Genomic DNA, 17,675 nt, shown 5'->3' with positions numbered 1-17,675 from the left:
GTAACACCAATTCCACACAACGGATGTCGTCCACCAAAACGACCTCGTGGATAGTCACCATACTAAGGAGGTGTCCAAATGAGCACAAAGTATAAAATTTCGACTATCGAAGAAACAACAAAAGTAGGTAAATTCTTATTAGAACCATTAGAATATCGTTATGGTACACCATTAGGTAATGCACTTCGCCGTGTATTATTATCTTCAATTCCTGGAGGTGCGATCTTCAGTATTCGTATTGACGGCGTATACCACGAATTTACAGGTATTAAAGGGGTAAAAGAAGACGTTGCTTCAATTATTTTAAATTTGAAACAATTGATTTTAGATATTGATATTCATGACAATGAAGTTTATACACTTCGTATTGACCAGGAAGGACCAAAAACAGTCTTAGCAGGTGATATCGAATGTCCAACAGGAGTTACTGTGTTAAACAAAGATTTACCAATTTGTACTTTGTCTGAAGGAGGTTCTATGCACATGGAACTTCAGGCTCGTTTAGGCCGTGGATTCGTACGTTCTGATGTAAATAAAAGAATGTACCAAAATGAAGGACAACCTCTTGGTATTATTTATACAGATTCTCTATATTCACCAGTTAAAAATGTTAGCTATGTAGCTACACCAATTAAAGGCGAAGATGGAAGTATGTATGATTCATTAGAGTTAGAAATTACTACAGATGAAACAATTAAACCGAGTGAAGCATTAGCTGTAGCAGGTAAAATCTTACGTGATCACTTATCAATTTTGGCATCAGTTGATGAAGCTAGTCTTGAAGTGAAAGAAAAAGAAGTTGAAGTTTCAGAAGAACCTGTAGCACATACTACTCATAAAATGATTGAAGACTTAGAACTATCAGTTCGTTCTTATAACTGTTTAAAACGTGCTGGTATTGCGACTGTTGATGAATTAACTCAAAAAACAGAAGAGGAAATGATTCACGTTCGTAATTTAGGAAAGAAATCATTACAAGAAGTTAAAGACAAAATTAAAGAATTAGGATTGTCTTTTAAGCAGAATAACGGATAGGAGGAAATACCATGTGGAATCGTAAATTGGGACGTAAAGCCGATCATCGTAAAGCATTGTTGCGTAACATGGCAACATCTTTGATTGAAAACGGACAAATCGAAACAACAGAAATGAAAGCAAAAGAATTAAGCGCTGTAATGGACTCATTAGTAACATTAGCAAAACGTGGAAATTTACATGCACGTAGACAAGCAGCAGCTTATGTTCGCAATGTAGAAGTTGATGAAGAGGGAACAACAGCTCTTCAAAAATTATTCAATGAAATTGGACCAGCATATGCAGATCGTAATGGTGGATACACTCGTGTAGTAAAAACACGTATCCGTCGTGGAGATGCAGCTCCAATGGCAATTGTACAATTCGTTAAGTAATTTAATAAATAATAAAGGCACTGAGTTAATCAGTGCCTATTTTTTTGTGATAACTTTTTGAATTTGATCTTCCTTCCAAATGACAAGATCACAATCAAATCCCTCTTTAACTTGTCCTTTATGTTTAAAACCTAATACATTCGCAACATTTTTCGTAAAGAATGGCAAAGCATTTTCATACCCAAATTCATTTTTCAGATAAATGAATTCTTTTTTTAAGTTTGAAATTGGCGTAATACCAATTTCTTTAACGGATCCATCTTCATTGTATGTAGACCAAGATCCTTGTGCATCACTAGAAATGGTTACTTTCTCTGTATTTTGGATTTGTTGAATGTAACTCAAAGTTTTACCATTACCATCACATGTAATGTCAATTGTACCACCCATATCAGTAAATCTTTTTGCTTCTTCAAATAAATGAGGATTTCTTGAACAATGTGTAGGCTGGAATAATGAAATAGGAATATCGGCTTTTTCTATGGCCTTAAAGACAAGTTCTAAGGCTTGTTTTTCATCACCCATATGAATTGTTAAATTTGCTTGTTTTCCAGCTATAAGACTCGCTGTACGAATTCTAGAAGCCAAATGAATTAATTCATCTTCTGTAATATGACTCGATCTATGATCACTTAATGCAAGCTTAACCCCTAGAATACTATCAATAAACACAATATCGTCTTCCACTGAACTTGTTAGTGTATTACTAGGATAGGCATAGCTGCCCGTTAAGATATACGTATGTACACCTTTTTGTGTTAGTTCTTTAGCTTTCGCAAATAATTCTTTTGTGCTTCTTGTGTAACCATCTGTTCCCAATAATCCAATGACAGTTGTGATACCTGCATCTAATATTTCCTGTACATCTATAGGCCTAGCTCTAGAAATAAATCCGGCTTCTCCACCACCACCAGTAATATGAACATGGCGATCAATTAGACCTGGCGTTAAAATGCATCCTGTGCCATCAATTGTTTCAATTGGATAAGAAAGTTCGATATGATTATCAATTTTTTCGATTTTAGAATCTGAAATTAATACATCTTTTACTCCCAAATTTTCAGGTGCATAAATTTGAATATTTTTAATAAGTTTCATGCGTGTCACCTCAAAAAGTATTATATAATAAAACTCAGGTGATGTTATGTTAATTTCAACAGAAAGTTTAAAAAAGAATATAAATGATAAATGCATTTTAAAAGATGCGAGTTTCACAATAGAAGATACTGATAAAATTGCGTTGATTGGAGTCAATGGTACAGGTAAAAGTACTTTATTAAAGATACTTGCAGGTATTGAAAATTATGATTCAGGAATCATAATTAAAAAAAATGGAATCAAGATTCATTATTTACCTCAAAATCCAGAATTCAAAACGGATTGTGTTTGGGATGAAATTCAACTTGTGAATTCTAAAAATGAGCACCCCGTCGCAGAATTTGAATTAAAATCGATTCTAACGAAACTGGGTATTACAGATTATCAAAGCGCCATGTCAAATATGTCAGGTGGACAAAGAAAAAGAGTGGCTCTTGCCTTAGCACTATGCACAAGTTGTGATTTGTTGCTTTTGGATGAACCGACAAACCATTTGGATAATGATATGGTTGAATGGTTGGAAAATTATTTGATTCGATCAAAGAGTGCAATATTTATGGTCACACACGATCGTTATTTTTTAGATCGTGTTTGTACAAAAATGATTGAATTGGATCAAGGCGACTTATATATTCATAATGGAAATTATGAAGTGTATTTAGAAAATAAGGAAACGCGTATTGAACAAGAAAAATTAGCAGCCCATAAACACAAGAACTTATATAAAAAGGAATTAGAGTGGGTTAGAGCGGGCGTACAGGCGCGTGGTACAAAATCTAATAGTCGACTTCAAAGGTTTGAAGAATTGCGTCAGAAACGTTTTAAACAGCAAGAAGAGTCATTAAAAATAAATGCGACTATGCAACGATTGGGGAATAAAACAATTGAATGTATGAATTTAGGATTTAATTATCCAGAAAAGTCATTATTTCATGATTTTAACTATGTATTATTACGACAAGACCGAATAGGTATCATTGGAGAGAATGGATGTGGAAAATCTACTTTGTTAGATGTTATTGCAGGGGTGAAACAACCAACCTATGGAACCATTGAATATGGAACCACAGTTAAAATTGGATATTTCAGACAAGCGGATCAAGGTGTCGATCTAAATATGCGTGTCATTGATTATATTGAAGAAGTTTCTAAAGTCATTGAATACGATCGTATGACACTAAGTGCTTCGCAAATGCTTGAAAGATTTTTATTTCCAAGAAATATGCACTATACCACGCTATCAAGACTATCCGGTGGAGAAAGAAGAAGACTATATCTATTAAGAGTTTTGATGCAAGAACCAAATATCCTGTTATTGGATGAGCCAACAAATGATTTGGATATTTTGACATTAGACGTATTAGAAGATTATTTAGATGATTTCCAAGGAGCCATTATTACTGTAAGCCATGACCGATATTTTTTGGATCGTGTTGTGGATAAAGTGTTTGTCCATCAAGAAGATGGTACTTTTAAACAGTACAGTGGAGGATATAGTGATTATTTAGTGAAATCAAAAGATGAGAATAAGAAGGTTGTTGTTCAAAAGCCGATTGAAAAGAAGAAAAGATCTCAATTATCTTATATGGAAAAAAAGGAATTGGAGCAACTTCCTGAGAAGATGGAAGTATTAGAAAGTGAAATCGAAGCTTTAGACTATCAGATGAATGAGTGTCAAAGTGATTTTGCGAAATTAAAAGAATTAAGTGATTTGAGAGCGCAGAAAGAAGAAGAACTTGAAACTTTAACTAATCGTTGGATGGAATTAGAAGAAAAAAAGGAAGGATAAGTTTTAATTGGATATGGAGAAAAGGGAATTTTTTAAACAGCCATTACATGTATTTTTACTAGCCGTGCTATGTTGTACACTATGGGGAAGTGCAGCTCCATTCATTAAATGGGGATATAAGCTATTTAATATTGAAGGTGTACCTAGTATTTTAATGTTTGCAGGCATACGTTTTACATTAGCTGGATTTTTAGTCATATTATTTGCTTCTTTCTTACAGAAAAAAGTATTAGTTGCTAAAAAAGAGAATATTCAAGGCATATGCACTCTAGCTCTTTTTCAAACGGCTGGACAGTATTTTTTCTATTATATTGGACTTTCACATACATCAGGAGTCAACGGATCCATTATTTCAGGAACCAGTGCCTTTATATCTTTGTTAGTGGCAAGTTTAATTTTTCATTATGAAAAAATTACAGCACGAAAAGCATTAGGCTGTTTTATTGGATTCTTGGGCATTTTATTTATGAATATCAGTGGAGCCAGTGTCAGTTTTTCCTTTGTGGGTGAAGGCTTTGTGTTGATGTCACAATTTTGTGGATCTATATCGGCTGCCTTTATTAAGAAGTTCACACAAAATCAAAATGCCGTCCTGTTAAGTGGATATCAGTTCTCTCTAGGAGGTATTCTCTTAGCTATAACAGGCTATTTAATGGGAGGACACATTACATTTGGATTTAATCTAGGCCTTCTTGTATTGATTCATTTAGCTCTTGTATCTGCTATCGCCTATACGATTTGGGGATTGTTATTATCTGTAAATCCTGTTAGTAAGATTGGTGTCTATATGTGCGTAACACCTATCATCGGTGTGATTTTATCAAGTGTTGTATTACATGAATCCAATCAGGCATTCCAACTATCAAGTTTAATTGCATTGTTACTGGTAAGTTTAAGTGTATTTTTAGTCAATAAAGAAACACAGACAGATTAAGTTCTGTCTTTTTCTTTGCCTAAAAAAAGATCCTAGGCTTATCTAGGATCAAATAATTCAAAGCAGCGCCCCACATCGTTAGGATAATGAGCATCACTTGCAGTAACAATTTTTACATTATTTTCTTTTAGGATATTTCTAAAATCAGCATTTAAGCCAATATCAGGATGATGATATGAATAATGAGCTTTAGTGTTGTCTTCCATTTTAATGTTGTATTCATTTGCCAGACGAGCGATATGATGGTAGGTAGGATGTAAATCGTAGCCTGGATCAATCGAATACAATTTGATCACATCTGGATGACCCACTTGATCAAAGAGATTGGATTGGATTAGTTTTTCAATAGTGTCATAGTAGGACTTATAAATATTAGAAGGATCATTTTTGTTCCAAAGTAATTCTTTAGAAAAGGCATCCATATCATATAGATAACCATTTACAGAGTGTACACTGCCAATTAGAAAGTCAAAATGGTAGTTTTTAAGAATGGAGGATAATAGACTTTCTGTTTCAGGCGTGTAACATACTTCAAGGCCAAAACGTACAGCGATGTCAAAAGTTTCTTTTTTTAATGCCTCAATTAATTTTAAATAATCATCTATGGAGTTTTTTTGTTTCTTTAAAAACCACTCTTCTTGTAATTTAGATACTTCACAAACTCTTTTATAACAGTCTTTAAATTCAAAGAATCTATGTGTGTGATCTAATATTTGAAGATGAGTAATCCCTTTTTCTTTGGCAGCATCGATAAACTTATGAACATATTCAATGCTTAAATCACCATTTTCTAAATGTGTATGTGCATCAATCATAGTACCATCCTATTTCTTATAAGTAGATACTCTAATCATACCATTGATTTTTTCAATTGGAGAAATATCAACTTCTGAATCTAAATCAATAATTGTATACGCAATATCTTTTTTAGATTTATTCATTAAGTTTTCAATATTAGCATCCTTAAAAATATCTGTGATTTGAGAAATCATTTTAGGCTTATTTTCATGAATACAAGTGATTCTAAATGGTGAATTCATATCCATCTTCGCATTTGGTAAATTGACAGAATTTGAAATATTTCCATAAGTTAAATAATTCATCAGTTCCTGAGCGGCTTTTAAAGCACAATTCTCTTCACTCTCTTCGGTTGAAGCACCTAAGTGAGGAATTGCGATGACTTTATCATTTTGAATAACTTTTAAACTTGGAAAATCAGTCACATAAGATTCAACTTTGTTGTCATCTAATGCCACCAATAGAGCATCTTCATCAACGAGGCCACCACGAGCAAAGTTTAATAATTTGACGCCATCTTTCATCTTGTCAAAACTATCTTTATTGATAAAGTTTTTAGTTCCATCATTTAAAGGCACATGAATCGTAATAAAATCACATTGACGATATAAATCATCAATATTTGTGACATGATTTACATATCGAGATAAGTTCCATGCAGCATCGACAGACATATATGGATCATATCCATAAACTTTCATACCAAAGCGTAAGGCTAGATTGGCAACCTGGATACCAATGGCACCACAACCGATGACACCTAGTGATTTACCGGTTAATTCGTGTCCAGCATATTTCTTTTTTTGTTTTTCAATATCTTTTGTGATGTTCTCATTTTCTTTTTGCGTTTGGATCCATTCAATACCATGATAAATATCACGACTTGCTAGTAACATACCCGCAAATACAAGTTCTTTTACGGCATTACTATTTGCGCCTGGAGTATTGAATACGGCAATCCCTTTTTTAGTACAAGTATCAATATCAATGTTGTTGACACCCGCACCTGCACGAGCGATAGCTTTAAGGTGGGCATTATATGTAATATCATGAAGATTGGTACTACGAACTAAAATAGCATCTTCATCTTCCATATTTTCGTTTACTTCATAATCTGGCGTAAACTGATCTAAACCAATTTGCGCAATATTATTGTAGAGCTTTATTTTAGGCATTATAATTCTCCTCTTCAAATTTCTTCATAAATGCAATTAGGGCTTCTACACCTTCAAGTGGCATGGCATTATAAATACTTGCACGCATACCACCAACCGTTCTGTGACCTTTAATATTTACAATTCCTGCTTCTTTTGCTTCTTTAACAAATTTAGTATCTAGATTCTTATCACCAGTCACAAAAGGAACATTTGTATAAGAACGATCTTCAGGTACAACAGGATTTGAATAGAGTTTAGAAGCATCAATATAGTCATATAATAATTTAGCTTTTTTACGATTGATCTTTTCCATATTTTTCAATCCACCTATTTGTGTTTCTAGCCATTCAAGTACTAAACCACAAATATAGATGGAATAAGTAGGTGGCGTATTGAACATAGAATCATTGTCAGCATATGTTTTGTAGTTTAACATGCTTGGTGTTTTTTCATCAGCTAAACCAATCAAGTCTTTTTTTATGATAACCACAGTTAAACCTGCAGGCCCCATATTCTTTTGAGCACCGGCAAAAATTAAATCATATTTAGAAACATCCGTTCTTTCACTTAAAATACAACTTGATAAATCTGCAACTAATAACTTTCCTTCATGTGGAGGAAGTTCTTTATATTTAGTTCCATAGATTGTGTTGTTCTCACAAATATATACATAATCAGAATCTTCACTTAAATCTTCTTGTTTAATTTTAGGAATATACGTAAAGTTATCTTCTTCACTTGACGCTACTACATTTACTTTTCCTAATTTTTTATGTTCTTTTAAAGCTTTCTTTGTCCATTGACCTGTATTGATCAAATCTACGTTATGTTTTTCTAAATTCAAAGGAATCATAGTAAATTGTAAAGAAGCACCTCCTTGTAAGAATAAAATTTCATATTCATCAGGAATGTTCATCAATCTTTTTAATCTTGCTTTACAAGTATCTATAATATCCTGGAATTCACTGGAACGGTGGGACATCTCCATAACACTCATTCCACTATTATGAGCATCTAACATTTCGCTTGCAGCTTTGGTTAAGACCCATTCTGGTAAGCATGCAGGACCGGCACTAAAGTTATATACACGTGTCATTTTGTTACCTCGGTGAAAACATTTCCACCTTTCCTTTCTTTATGTTTCACGATTATACATTTATTTACAATATATTTCAAGAATTTTGTTCATAAATTAAATTCAGGTGTGCTTAAAATTAAAACAAATCATTTAACAAAACCTTAACAGAACCATTTTTTTCGTTTAACAAACATGCATTATGATATGTGTGTCGAAAGAAAAGAGGACAAGGAAAATATGAATAAGTTTTTAAAAGGCGCAATGATCGTAGGATTATCTGCAGCTATGGTAGGATGTAGTTCAAATACTGCATCCGATGACAGTGATTCAAAAAATGAAAGTTTAAGCGGAACAATTACAGCCGCAGGCTCAAGTGCATTGAAACCATTGGTTGATGTTGCAGCCGAACAGTTTTCAAACGAAAATCCAGATGTTTCTATTACAGTAGATGCTGGTGGTTCAGGAGAAGGGTTAAAACAGGTAGCTGATAAAACAGTTACACTAGGAAACTCCGATGTGGCAGCTGAAGAAAAATTAGATAAGGATCAAGCTAAAGATTTAGTCGATCACCAAGTTTGTGTTGTAACAATGGCTCCAATCGTAAATAAAGATGTTGGTGTTAAAGATTTAACCAAACAACAATTGATTGATATCTTCACAGGAAAAACAACGAACTGGAAAGATGTTGGTGGACCAGATGAAGACATTGTCTTAGTTACTCGTCCAACTTCATCAGGAACAAGAGCAACATTCCAAAAATATGCATTAGATGGAAATGAAGAAGCTAGTAACGCTTCAATGGAAACAGATGATTCTGGTGTATTGTTACAAAATGTAACAGATACAAGAGGTGCAATCGGTTATGTGGCATTATCTTACTTAGTAGACAATGACGATGTAGATACAGTCGCAATTGATGGCGTTGAACCGACATTAGAAAACACATATAGTGGTGACTATAAAGTTTGGACATTTGAGCACATGTATACAAATGGAGAGCCAGATAAAGCTACAAAAGCATTCTTAGATTACATCATGGGTGAAAAATTCGGTAAGAAAATGGAATCATTAGGCTATGGTGTTTCTAGCAAAATGGAAAAAACAGATCACTAATTGCGAGTTCTTTAACGGACATTGAAATATATGTCCGTTATTCATTTAGTTTGGAGGAATTTGATGAGTCGTAAAAGCATGTTTTGTAAAGAATATTTTTGGCAGATTCTCGTCACAATTGGTGGTCTGTTCGTGATATTTGTAACTCTATTAATTGGAGCTTTTCTAGTTTATAAAGGTTCTGATACATTTTTTAAATTTCATCATACTCTAGGAGAGTTTCTTGGCAGTGCAAATTGGGCACCAATGGATAATGCCAGTTCAAAAGGACATGTAGGAGCCTTGATCTTTATTGTTGGATCGCTATGTGTTTGTGGATTGGCCTTATTGATTGCCACGCCTTTTGCGTTAGGATCATCTATTTTTATGACAGAAATTTCACCTAAGTTTGGTGAAAAATTCTATCGTCCTATGGTAGAAATTTTTGCCGGAATTCCTAGTGTTGTCTATGGATGGGTTGGATTAACGGTCTTGATTCCGTTCTTAAAGAAAGTATTTGATTTGCAGGTAGGACATTCCGTGCTTGCGGCAAGTCTTGTTTTATCAATTATGATTTTCCCATCGATTACCAGTGTTGCCAGTGATGCGATTCGAGCTGTTTCAAAAGAAACACGAATGGCTGCTTATGGACTTGGCTCAACACGCTGGCAAACGATATATCGTGTCGTAATTCCTGCTGCATTACCTGGAGTCATTTCAGGAATTGTATTAGGACTTGCAAGAGCGTTTGGTGAAGCTTTAGCTGTTGCGATGGTTATTGGGCAAACAACAGCTTTGCCTAAGAGTATTTTTTCTACTTCAAAAACACTAACAACGGAAATTGCAGCTCAAATGGGAAATGCGATGGAAGGTGGAGAAATGAAGGCAGCCCTATGGACAATGGCTTTATTATTGTTCTTGATTTCGTTATTGTTTATTACTATTATTCATAAGTTTTCAAAACCGAAAGGAGAATAGAGATGGATTCTAGAATTAAAAGAGCAAAAATGATTGATCAATTCATGACAATCGTCTTTTATGGTATCGCCTTATTCTTCTTTTTACTTCTTGTAGGCTTTGCCGGTAAAGTTATTATTGGAGGGTTGTTAGGGGCTAAACCAGAAATGTTTGGCTTTACTCGATCTGGCAGCATTGGAAACCAAGTTTTTAATACGATTTACTTAGTATTTATTTCTTTGTTGGTTTCGGTTCCAATTGGAGTATTAGCAGGCATTTATTTGGCGATGTACGCAAAACCTGGGCTTGTAACACGCTTTTTAAGAACTTGTATTGAAACATTGTCTTCTTTACCAAGTATTGTTGTAGGTTTATTTGGATATTTGATTTTCTTAGTTGTCATTGGATTATCAAAAAGTTTATTAGCAGGTGCCCTGTCTATATCAATTCTAAGTTTACCTTTGATTACAACAACTACAGAAGATGCGATAAAAGGTTTGCCTGAAGGCTATTATCACGGAAGTATGGGACTTGGAGCAACAAAGTGGCAAACCATATTCCATGTATTATTGCCAGCATGCCTATCACGTATTATGACTGGAGTTATCTTGGCGGCTGGTCGTGGATTTGGTGAAGCTGCTGTATTACTTTATACAACTGGTTCAGGAAGTGATTTGCGTTGGAATAATTTTAGTTTTACTTCTCCAACATCGCCAATTAATGTGTTAAGACCTGCTGAAACATTATCCATCCAAATCTGGAACTTACAAACCAATGGACAAGATCGTGCATTGGCTAATTTATCTAGTGCTGTGTTGATGATTTTAGTATTGGCATTTAGTATTGGAGCCAATGTTTGGTCAAGACACATTTCCAAAAAACAAGCTGGATTAGAGAAATAGAAAGGTTACGTATGAATAATAAATTTACAGTGAATGATCTGAATTTATATTATGGTGATTTTCATGCCTTAAAGAATATAAATTTGGATATCAAAGAAAAAGAAATTACAGCATTCATTGGTCCTAGTGGATGTGGTAAATCAACATTTTTAAAAACATTGAATCGAATGAATGATTTGGTGGAAAGTACTAAAATCACAGGTGATATTTGTCTAGATGGAACGGATATCTACAAAAATATGGATGCGATTGAATTAAGACGTAGAGTTGGAATGGTATTTCAACAACCCAATCCATTCCCAAAAAGTATTTATGATAATATTGCGTATGGCCCAAGAATTTTTGGAATCAAAAAGAAAAGTGAATTGGATGAAATTGTTGAAAGAAGTTTAAGACAAGCTGCCATTTGGGATGAAGTGAAGGATCGTCTACATAAATCCGCATTGGGAATGTCTGGTGGACAACAACAACGCTTATGTATCGCAAGAGCTTTGGCTATGCAGCCGGAAGTGTTGTTGATGGACGAACCTACAAGTGCTCTAGATCCAATTTCAACTAGTAAGATTGAAGAGTTAACTTTAGAATTGAAAAAAGACTATACAATCGTTATTGTTACTCACAATATGCAGCAAGCTATGCGTATTAGTGATAAAACAGCCTTCTTCTTATTGGGAAATTTAATTGAGTATAGTGCTACAGAAACATTGTTCTCTGCGCCAAAAGAAAAGAAAACAGAAGACTATATTACAGGGAGGTTTGGATAATGGTTTTACCTACAAAGTTTTTAAAACAAACAAAACAGTTAGAACTGACTATGGCACAAATGTCTCAAGACTGTTTAAAAGGATTGTGGTTTTGCAAGCACGCTATTTTAGATGGAAACAAAACTTTAGTTCAAGATGTTTCACAAATGCATGAAGAAGTGAGTGAACAAGGAAGAGAAGCTGAACAGATTTGTATGAAGATTCTTCTTCTTCAACATCCAGTTGCGAAAGACTTAAGACGTATTACTGTAGCTACAAATACAATTCGTGATTTAACACGTATCATGGATCAGGAAAAAGAAGTTTCAGAACTGATTTGTGCTTTGAATATGGAAAATTTAGTTGTGGATGATAGTATTCAACAACAATTTATCATCGCAAAAGAAATGATTACACTTGCGATTGAAGGTTTTATTCAGAAAGACGAAAAAGCAGCAGATCAAGTTATTAAAATGGATGATCAAGCGGATGCACAATATGAAAAGGCTAAAGAGGTTTATGTTGATTTATTAGCCAGAAAAGAGCATGATACAGGGACTCTAGTGGATGTGTTACTTGTCGGTAAGTACTTAGAAAGAATTTGTGATCATTGTGTAAATATTGGAAAATGGGTTCTTTATCAAAAGTCTGGTATTTTTGAAGAAATTGAATGAAAAAAAGCTGTAAGCAAATTTGCTTACAGCGTATTTTTTACTTGGTGGAGCGTATCGGGATCGAACCGATGACCCCCTGCGTGCAAGGCAGGTGCTCTCCCAGCTGAGCTAACACCCCAAGTGCTTTATAATATTACCTAATTATTTTGGAAAATGCAAGCTTTTTCTGATAAAATTAACTTATGAAAAAGAAATGGACATGGATCATTATATTATGTATATTCAATTTCAGCTTAATGGGCTTTATTTTAACACACCCCACACCAAATTCGAAAGAAGCAACAAAGATTGTAAAAAATGTTTCTACAAAAAAACAGGAAAATAAAAAATCATTTACGTTTGTAGGTGTAGGTGACAACTTGTATCATGGTGCGATGTATTGGTACCCATACCAAAGAGATGGATATTACAATTTTGATTCCTATTATGAAATGACAAATAAATATACACAAAATGCAGATTTGGCATATATCAATTTTGAAACGTTATGCATTGGAGAAGAGTATGAATTGAGTGGATACCCTACTTTTAATGGACCTATAGAAATTCTGTCTTCTGTCAATAAGGCTGGCTTTGATTGGTGGAGTTTAAGTTCAAATCACTCTATGGATCGAGGGGCTGAGGGTTTATTAACACAGATTGATTTGGTTCGAAAGAATTATCCAGATGTTATTACGACGGGTTCGCATACGTGTCAAAAGGATAAAAAGCGTACATTAGTAAAAGAAATCAATGGAATCAAAGTAGGATTTCTTGGATATACCTATGGCTGGAATGGATTTAGTGTGCCTGAAGATAAGTTATGGCTTGTGGATTTGATTGATAAGGATCAAATGAAAAAAGATATGGAAGCTTTAAGTAAAGTGAGCGATGTCCAATTGGTTTCTATGCATTGGGGTGAAGAATATCAGATGGAGCCGACTGAAGAGCAGGAAGATTTGGCAAATTATTTAAATGAACTAGGTGCCGAGGTTGTGATTGGTTCACACCCACACGTTATTGAACCGGCAAAAGTTATTAAAGGAAAGAAGCAAGATACACTTGTGTATTATTCATTAGGAAATTATACGAGTGCCCAGGATATGGATATTACTATGGTTGGTGGAATGGCTAGCTTCACACTGAACTATGATCCAGATACAAAAAAGACTTCTTTTACAGATACTAAATTTATTCCATTGATTACATGGTTTGATGTAGGGTATAATGCATGGAAGACTTACCCAATCGAATATTACAATGATTCGCTTGCACAAACACATAATTTAGCTTCGAATTATGATCTTTCAAAAGAGTGGGTGCAACAATTTGTCCAGTCTGTAATGCAAGATTGTGATGGAGTAGAGGTGGTTTTAGAATGAGTCAAAATCAAAAGACAATAGCCGAAAATCGTAAGGCAAGACATGAATATGAGTTGTATGATCGTTTTGAAGCAGGTTTAGTGCTTCAGGGAACAGAAATTAAAAGTATTCGAAGAGGAAAAGTTCAATTAAAGGACAGCTATATCAGTTTTCAAAAAGGGGAAGCTTTTATTAAAGGTATGCATATTTCTCCTTATGAATTTGGAAACCGATTTAATCATGATGAAACGCGTGATCGCAAGCTCTTAATGCATAAGCAGGAAATTCAAAAATTGGAGCAATCTGCGCGTGTTAAAGGGTATACGGTTGTACCTGTGAGAATTTATTTGTATAAAGGTTTGGCAAAGTTAGAAATTTCTTTGGCGAAAGGTAAAAATCTTCATGATAAGCGTGAGTCTCAAAAGGCGAAGGATGCGCAAAGAGAGATTCAAAAGGCCTTGAAAAATCAGTATTAATAGATTATACTGATGTTCCTTGGGGATGTTCAGGCATTCGATGAGTAAATGTTTGGATTCAGCCACAGCCACGAAGGATACGTGTAATAACCAACTTAAATTAATTGCTAAAAATAAACTTGCTAATGTATTTGGTATGAACCAAAGCATGGCTTTCGCTGCTTAATTTTATTGCCTACGTTTGGCTTTGCAGCCCCTTTCTGAAATTTCGCTTTCTTATTTCAGACTGAGTGTTAAAGAAAAGAAGATAGAAATAAGCATTGGCTAGCTGCTTGTCTTGAATCAACTATAGCTAACCCAAAAGAATTTTTGATTCCATCCGAAACTTTTGGATAACTAGATGGAAAAAGCTGTAAACGCTGTCTCGTGGGACTTTGCTTAGACAGGAGTTCGATTCTCCTCATCTCCACCAAAGACAATCAACGCCCTTATTTAAAGGGTGTTTTAATTTATCGTGATGTATTTTTGATGTATAATAAATAAGAAAGAAGGTATAGTATGAGAATTGCAGTCAGTTATAAAGATGGAGAAGTGTTCCAACATTTTGGGCATAGCTCAGAATTTAAAATCTATGAAACCGATCATAATGAAATTATTAAGAGTGAAGTGATTACAGTCGAAGGACATGGACATGTTAGTGTTTCGAATGCTCTAAAAGAACAAAATGTAAACATTGTACTTTGTGGTGGTATTGGTCAAGGGGCTAAAACTGCATTGGCTGGTTTTGGGATTCATTCTTTTGGTGGAGTAACCGGAAATGCAGATGAGGCTGTTAAAAAATATTTAAGTGGGCAACTAGAATTCACAACCGATGTGACTTGTACAAAACATGAATCTGGCGAAAGTCATTCGTGTGGTGGACATTGCCATTAATTCTTGAGTTTTTCTTTTGACACACCTCGTATTTCGGTCTATAATCTAGGCAACAATAGTGATAAGGATATGAATACATTCCATTCAAATGTAGAGAGAGTGTGGTTGGTGAAAACACTTTGCGAATGTATGTATTTACTCCCTTTGAATTGCCCTTGAAAAAGTGTGCCGTAATTCTTGCGTTAAAAGGTTTGAGGTGTATACAGTAATTGTATAAACAAAGGTGGTACCGCGTGCGACAGACGTCCTTTGATGGCTGTCGCTTTTTATATGGAAAAATGGAGGAAAGTAAAATGGAATTAGTGAATGTATTAGAAAATGAACATTTATCTATGTTGAACCACTCATGTGCTCATATGATGGCTCAAGCTGTTAAGCGTTTATATCCAAATGCTAAATTTTGGGTAGGACCTGTTATTTCTGAGGGTTTCTACTACGATATGGATTTAGGGGATGTAAAATTAAAAGAAGAGGATTTGGCGAAAATCGAAAAAGAAATGAAGAAAATTGCCAAAGACGGAAAGAGAATTGTTCGTGAAGAAATTTCTAAAGAAGATGCTTTAGAAATGTTCAAGGATGATCCTTATAAAGTGGATTTGATCAATGGATTAGAGGATGGAAATATCACAATCTATCGTCAAGGTGAATTTGCGGACTTATGTCGTGGACCTCACGTTGAGACTGTTAAGAAGTGTAAAAACTTTAAATTATTGAAACATTCTGGTGCTTACTGGAAAGGCGATGCCAACAATAAAATGCTTCAACGTGTTTATGGTATTTGTTTCGATACAAAAGAAGAATTGGAAGCTCACTTAGAAGCTTTAGAAGAAGCTAAAAAACGTGACCACAAGAAATTAGGGAAAGAAATGGGCTTATTCACAATTAGTGAATTTGCGCCAGGTATGCCTATCTACTTGCCAGATGGAATGATTTTACGTAACATCTTGGAACAATACTGGTACCAAGAACATACAAAAGAAGGATACCAATTCATTAAGACTCCAATTATGATGTCAAAAGAATTGTGGGAATTGAGTGGACACTGGGATCATTATAAAGACAATATGTACACTTCAATGGTTGATGATCGTGAATTCGCAATCAAACCAATGAATTGTCCGGGTGCATTATTAGTATATAACTCAACTTTACACTCATATAAAGACTTACCATTGCGTTTAGGGGAATTAGGACAAGTACACCGTCACGAAGCAAGTGGTGCATTGAATGGATTGTTCCGTGTGCGTACATTCACACAAGATGATGCGCACTTATTTGTAACTCCTGATCAATTGGAAGAAGAAGTTAAAAAAGTATTACAATTGGTAGATCGTATTTATTCAGTATTTGGTTTACCATATGAAATTGAATTATCAACTCGTCCAGAAAGTGGATATATTGGATCTGAAGAAATCTGGGATGCTTCAGAAAAAGCATTGGCACAAGCTTGTGTTCATGCAGGTAAAGAATATAAAGTAAATCCTGGAGATGGTGCATTCTATGGACCTAAATTGGATATCCATATCAAAGATAGCTTAGGACGTGTATGGCAATGTGGTACTGTACAGTTGGATATGAACTTGCCTGAAAGATTCGAATGTAAATATGTAGATGCAGATGGAACAAAGAAAACTCCAATTATGTTACACCGTGTAGTTTATGGATCAGTTGAACGTTTCATTGGTATCTTGATCGAACACTTTGGTGGACACTTCCCATTATGGCTAGCTCCACGTCAATTTGTTGTAATTCCAGTACACCACGAAAAACATGTTGAATACGCAAATAAAGTATGTGATGCATTAACGGCATTAGGAATGCGTGCAACAGTAGATTCTCGTAATGAAAAATTGGGTTACCGTGTCCGAGAAGCGCAGCTACAAAAGGTTACTTACCAAATCGTAGTTGGTGATGGAGAGCAAGAAAATAATACAGTTACAATTCGTCAGAGTGGTAAAAAGGAAAGTGTTACATTATCTTTAGATGAAGCTTTAGCTAAATTTAAAGCTGAAGTAGACAACAAAACATTGTTTGGAAAGTAAGAGTTTAGAGGTCAAAAATTGGCCTCTAAATTTTTTTTATCTTTTTTAAAAAAAATACTTGCAATAAGTTTTTATCCATGTTATTATAAACGGGCGTTACGGATAACGTAGGTTGTTCTAAAAAAATAAGTATTCTGGAAATATTCTTGGAGAAGTACTCAAGTGGCTGAAGAGGTGCCCCTGCTAAGGGTATAGGTCGGGAAACTGGCGCGAGAGTTCAAATCTCTCCTTCTCCGCCATCTTATTTTTAGAAAATTATGGTCCAGTGGTGTAGTGGTTAACATGCCTCCCTGTCACGGAGGAGATCGTGGGT

General features: G+C 34.7%; 17 protein-coding genes, 2 tRNA genes, 1 other RNA gene and 1 other annotated feature. Of the genes, 15 read left to right on the top strand and 5 right to left on the bottom strand.

Translation table 11 applies throughout. The annotated features are described in order from the left end of the window. Positions 1 to 78 precede the first annotated feature (78 nt). Both LJE08_RS09595 and rplQ read left to right on the top strand, forming a co-directional pair. Positions 79 to 1,035 carry a DNA-directed RNA polymerase subunit alpha gene (locus LJE08_RS09595; protein WP_117925013.1) on the top strand — a complete coding sequence of 319 codons (957 nt, stop codon included), beginning with the start codon at positions 79 to 81 and terminating at the stop codon, positions 1,033 to 1,035. Positions 1,036 to 1,046: 11 nt separating this feature from the next. Next, positions 1,047 to 1,409 carry a 50S ribosomal protein L17 gene (rplQ, locus tag LJE08_RS09590; RefSeq protein WP_227402422.1) on the top strand — a complete coding sequence of 121 codons (363 nt, stop codon included), beginning with the start codon at positions 1,047 to 1,049 and terminating at the stop codon, positions 1,407 to 1,409. 36 nt (positions 1,410 to 1,445) lie between these two features. Here the strand turns inward: rplQ and iadA are convergent, their stop codons facing one another. Beyond that, positions 1,446 to 2,507, bottom strand: a complete 1,062-nt coding sequence (gene iadA / locus LJE08_RS09585; RefSeq protein ID WP_186999449.1) for a beta-aspartyl-peptidase — start codon at positions 2,505 to 2,507, stop codon at positions 1,446 to 1,448. Between the two features lie 46 nt (positions 2,508 to 2,553). On the opposite strand from iadA, the gene LJE08_RS09580 reads away from it, so the two are divergent. Together LJE08_RS09580 and LJE08_RS09575 are read left to right on the top strand one after the other, a co-directional pair. Continuing rightward, positions 2,554 to 4,296, top strand: coding sequence for an ABC-F family ATP-binding cassette domain-containing protein (locus LJE08_RS09580; RefSeq protein WP_217256173.1), 1,743 nt, complete (start codon positions 2,554 to 2,556; stop codon positions 4,294 to 4,296). Positions 4,297 to 4,309: 13 nt separating this feature from the next. Further along, the gene (locus LJE08_RS09575) at positions 4,310 to 5,230 is read left to right on the top strand and encodes a DMT family transporter (protein ID WP_227403041.1); all 921 of its coding nucleotides are present in this window, start codon (positions 4,310 to 4,312) and stop codon (positions 5,228 to 5,230) included. 38 nt (positions 5,231 to 5,268) lie between these two features. Here LJE08_RS09575 and LJE08_RS09570 read toward each other — a convergent pair whose 3' ends face one another. From LJE08_RS09570 to serC, 3 genes are read right to left on the bottom strand one after another with little or no spacing between them, the layout of a single operon-like run. Next, complete coding sequence (locus LJE08_RS09570) at positions 5,269 to 6,045, bottom strand: histidinol-phosphatase HisJ family protein (protein WP_186999452.1); 777 nt, start codon at positions 6,043 to 6,045, stop codon at positions 5,269 to 5,271. Positions 6,046 to 6,054: 9 nt separating this feature from the next. Continuing rightward, positions 6,055 to 7,203 (bottom strand): 3-phosphoglycerate dehydrogenase family protein, encoded by a 1,149-nt coding sequence (locus LJE08_RS09565; RefSeq protein ID WP_227403040.1) that lies wholly within the window; start codon positions 7,201 to 7,203, stop codon positions 6,055 to 6,057. Continuing rightward, positions 7,196 to 8,281 (bottom strand): 3-phosphoserine/phosphohydroxythreonine transaminase, encoded by a 1,086-nt coding sequence (serC, locus tag LJE08_RS09560; RefSeq protein WP_217256176.1) that lies wholly within the window; start codon positions 8,279 to 8,281, stop codon positions 7,196 to 7,198. The genes LJE08_RS09565 and serC overlap by 8 nt, the downstream gene beginning before the upstream one ends. Before the next feature lie 219 nt (positions 8,282 to 8,500). On the opposite strand from serC, the gene LJE08_RS09555 reads away from it, so the two are divergent. The 5 genes from LJE08_RS09555 (at position 8,501) to phoU (ending at position 12,631) form a co-directional block, all read left to right on the top strand. Continuing rightward, positions 8,501 to 9,376: a phosphate ABC transporter substrate-binding protein gene (locus tag LJE08_RS09555; protein ID WP_117925028.1), complete on the top strand. Its 876-nt coding sequence runs from the start codon at positions 8,501 to 8,503 to the stop codon at positions 9,374 to 9,376. Positions 9,377 to 9,439: 63 nt separating this feature from the next. After that, on the top strand, positions 9,440 to 10,333 hold the full coding sequence (gene pstC, locus LJE08_RS09550) for a phosphate ABC transporter permease subunit PstC (RefSeq protein WP_117925030.1): 894 nt from the start codon (positions 9,440 to 9,442) through the stop codon (positions 10,331 to 10,333). 2 nt (positions 10,334 to 10,335) lie between these two features. Next, positions 10,336 to 11,214 carry a phosphate ABC transporter permease PstA gene (gene pstA / locus LJE08_RS09545; protein ID WP_117571644.1) on the top strand — a complete coding sequence of 293 codons (879 nt, stop codon included), beginning with the start codon at positions 10,336 to 10,338 and terminating at the stop codon, positions 11,212 to 11,214. Positions 11,215 to 11,225: 11 nt separating this feature from the next. Continuing rightward, positions 11,226 to 11,978 (top strand): phosphate ABC transporter ATP-binding protein PstB, encoded by a 753-nt coding sequence (pstB, locus tag LJE08_RS09540; protein WP_186999456.1) that lies wholly within the window; start codon positions 11,226 to 11,228, stop codon positions 11,976 to 11,978. Beyond that, positions 11,978 to 12,631 carry a phosphate signaling complex protein PhoU gene (gene phoU / locus LJE08_RS09535; RefSeq protein WP_117925033.1) on the top strand — a complete coding sequence of 218 codons (654 nt, stop codon included), beginning with the start codon at positions 11,978 to 11,980 and terminating at the stop codon, positions 12,629 to 12,631. Before pstB ends, phoU begins: the two co-directional genes overlap by 1 nt. Before the next feature lie 42 nt (positions 12,632 to 12,673). Here phoU and LJE08_RS09530 read toward each other — a convergent pair. After that, positions 12,674 to 12,749 (bottom strand) — tRNA-Ala (locus LJE08_RS09530). Between the two features lie 64 nt (positions 12,750 to 12,813). On the opposite strand from LJE08_RS09530, the gene LJE08_RS09525 reads away from it, so the two are divergent. The 6 genes from LJE08_RS09525 to LJE08_RS09500 all read left to right on the top strand — a co-directional run bounded on the left by LJE08_RS09525 (position 12,814) and on the right by LJE08_RS09500 (position 17,601). Further along, on the top strand, positions 12,814 to 13,992 hold the full coding sequence (locus LJE08_RS09525; RefSeq protein WP_227403039.1) for a CapA family protein: 1,179 nt from the start codon (positions 12,814 to 12,816) through the stop codon (positions 13,990 to 13,992). Continuing rightward, entirely contained in the window at positions 13,989 to 14,447 is a 459-nt protein-coding gene (gene smpB / locus LJE08_RS09520) for an SsrA-binding protein SmpB (RefSeq protein ID WP_117925037.1), read from the top strand. The genes LJE08_RS09525 and smpB overlap by 4 nt, the downstream gene beginning before the upstream one ends. Positions 14,448 to 14,468: 21 nt before the next feature. After that, positions 14,469 to 14,859, top strand: a transfer-messenger RNA (tmRNA) gene (gene ssrA / locus LJE08_RS09515). Positions 14,860 to 14,945: 86 nt separating this feature from the next. Then, entirely contained in the window at positions 14,946 to 15,320 is a 375-nt protein-coding gene (locus LJE08_RS09510; protein ID WP_117925038.1) for a NifB/NifX family molybdenum-iron cluster-binding protein, read from the top strand. Between the two features lie 49 nt (positions 15,321 to 15,369). Continuing rightward, positions 15,370 to 15,573 (top strand) — a binding site (T-box leader). A gap of 40 nt (positions 15,574 to 15,613) precedes the next feature. Beyond that, a complete protein-coding gene (gene thrS, locus LJE08_RS09505) occupies positions 15,614 to 17,362 on the top strand; it encodes a threonine--tRNA ligase (RefSeq protein WP_117925040.1) in 1,749 nt (582 codons plus the stop codon). Positions 17,363 to 17,510: 148 nt separating this feature from the next. Continuing rightward, a tRNA-Ser gene (locus LJE08_RS09500) sits at positions 17,511 to 17,601 on the top strand. Positions 17,602 to 17,675 lie beyond the last annotated feature (74 nt).

Source organism: Holdemanella sp. DFI.5.55, assembly GCF_020593575.1.
GTDB lineage: Bacteria > Bacillota_I > Bacilli_A > Erysipelotrichales > Erysipelotrichaceae > Holdemanella > Holdemanella hominis.
Note: the sequence above shows the minus strand (reverse complement) of the source record. Positions and strands in the feature narration are given on the sequence as shown.

What these genes read in the sequence shown, in the direction of transcription:
- LJE08_RS09595 (WP_117925013.1), top strand. Translation starts at nt 79, where the DNA reads ATGAGCACAAAGTATAAAATTTCGACTATCGAAGAAACAACAAAAGTA.
- rplQ (WP_227402422.1), top strand. Translation starts at nt 1,047, where the DNA reads ATGTGGAATCGTAAATTGGGACGTAAAGCCGATCATCGTAAAGCATTG.
- iadA (WP_186999449.1), bottom strand. Translation starts at nt 2,507, where the DNA reads ATGAAACTTATTAAAAATATTCAAATTTATGCACCTGAAAATTTGGGA.
- LJE08_RS09580 (WP_217256173.1), top strand. Translation starts at nt 2,554, where the DNA reads ATGTTAATTTCAACAGAAAGTTTAAAAAAGAATATAAATGATAAATGC.
- LJE08_RS09575 (WP_227403041.1), top strand. Translation starts at nt 4,310, where the DNA reads ATGGAGAAAAGGGAATTTTTTAAACAGCCATTACATGTATTTTTACTA.
- LJE08_RS09570 (WP_186999452.1), bottom strand. Translation starts at nt 6,045, where the DNA reads ATGATTGATGCACATACACATTTAGAAAATGGTGATTTAAGCATTGAA.
- LJE08_RS09565 (WP_227403040.1), bottom strand. Translation starts at nt 7,203, where the DNA reads ATGCCTAAAATAAAGCTCTACAATAATATTGCGCAAATTGGTTTAGAT.
- serC (WP_217256176.1), bottom strand. Translation starts at nt 8,281, where the DNA reads ATGACACGTGTATATAACTTTAGTGCCGGTCCTGCATGCTTACCAGAA.
- LJE08_RS09555 (WP_117925028.1), top strand. Translation starts at nt 8,501, where the DNA reads ATGAATAAGTTTTTAAAAGGCGCAATGATCGTAGGATTATCTGCAGCT.
- pstC (WP_117925030.1), top strand. Translation starts at nt 9,440, where the DNA reads ATGAGTCGTAAAAGCATGTTTTGTAAAGAATATTTTTGGCAGATTCTC.
- pstA (WP_117571644.1), top strand. Translation starts at nt 10,336, where the DNA reads ATGGATTCTAGAATTAAAAGAGCAAAAATGATTGATCAATTCATGACA.
- pstB (WP_186999456.1), top strand. Translation starts at nt 11,226, where the DNA reads ATGAATAATAAATTTACAGTGAATGATCTGAATTTATATTATGGTGAT.
- phoU (WP_117925033.1), top strand. Translation starts at nt 11,978, where the DNA reads ATGGTTTTACCTACAAAGTTTTTAAAACAAACAAAACAGTTAGAACTG.
- LJE08_RS09525 (WP_227403039.1), top strand. Translation starts at nt 12,814, where the DNA reads ATGAAAAAGAAATGGACATGGATCATTATATTATGTATATTCAATTTC.
- smpB (WP_117925037.1), top strand. Translation starts at nt 13,989, where the DNA reads ATGAGTCAAAATCAAAAGACAATAGCCGAAAATCGTAAGGCAAGACAT.
- LJE08_RS09510 (WP_117925038.1), top strand. Translation starts at nt 14,946, where the DNA reads ATGAGAATTGCAGTCAGTTATAAAGATGGAGAAGTGTTCCAACATTTT.
- thrS (WP_117925040.1), top strand. Translation starts at nt 15,614, where the DNA reads ATGGAATTAGTGAATGTATTAGAAAATGAACATTTATCTATGTTGAAC.